Annotated in this window: 1 protein-coding gene; it reads right to left on the reverse strand. The window is 52.1% G+C overall.

Annotation, left to right across the window (positions count from 1 at the left end; all coding sequences use genetic code 11):
* Positions 1-200, reverse strand: a 200-nt coding sequence (locus QEH57_RS24705) for a type II toxin-antitoxin system ParD family antitoxin (protein WP_309009482.1), incomplete at its 3' end; no start/stop codon positions are given.
* Between the last annotated feature and the right edge of the window lie 833 nt (positions 201-1033).

Raw genomic sequence — 1033 nt, forward strand, 5'->3', positions numbered from 1 at the left:
TTCGATCTACCGGCTTTGAGCTGCTCGAGGCCGATTTGAATCTCGGATTGAAGCGATGACAGCTTTCTAACGCGTTCCTGTTCAAACTGATGCAGGACACGGAGAGCATCGCGAACTACCTCGGATGATGACCCGTAAAGCCCCGACTGGACTTTGTCTTGAACCCATTTTTCGAGTTCTGGTGTAAGTGACACATTCATAGTTCTAAGGTAGAATTATGGCGAGAATTGTCAAACTTCGTTATTTGGCCATCGCTAAGGTGATACGACGACGGCTTCGGCCAACGCCACCACGTCTGGGCTGGTTGATTTGCTTGGTTTGTGGCGAAAGGGGCGAGCGTTTGCTGGAGTTGTCTGCACGACTTGTTCTGAACGAAGCCGCTGCGCGGCAACTTGAAGTAGCTTTCATCATTTGAGTTGGAGGGTTGGCAGCCTCTTGCGAGGCTGCCAGGATGAGAAAGTATACGACACCCAAAAAGACCTCCATCCGGTCCGCTACAACCTTAAATGCGCGTCGCTTAAGGCGTTGGCCGAGCACTTCAGTCTCCTCGGCGAGAGCCTTGGCGCCGCCAAGGCCTACTACCGGCATTTGCGGCTCTTGCCTGGGCATTCTGGGACCCGCCCCGAGGTGGTTGCCCCGGAAGCGCCTGCACGAGTGCCTGATGGAGCTAGCCGTGAAGGATCCAACCGATGCGTGTGCGAGCCCCCTAGAGGCATTTCTCGGATGCGAACTTCGCCCCATCGCCTTCGAAAATCCAGGAACAGTAGTTACCTCTATTGATTACGTGGTAGATCGCTCCGGAATATTCAATGCGTGGGGCTCTTGGCATGGCGGTAGGGTGGGGTTATCAATTGAAAAGTCAAACATTACGGTTTGACCCCTTTTGTACCTCTTCAATTGAAAAGTCAAACATTACGGTTTGACCCCTTTTGTACCTCTTCGTTTTGTGCAAATCCACGAATGTCGTTCCATTTGGGGAGAGACACCAAATCGTCCAGTAGCTTATGAGAAGCTGAAGTTGAGCATCCTAATG

This window comes from Pelagicoccus sp. SDUM812005, from assembly GCF_031127875.1.
Classification (GTDB): domain Bacteria; phylum Verrucomicrobiota; class Verrucomicrobiia; order Opitutales; family Opitutaceae; genus Pelagicoccus.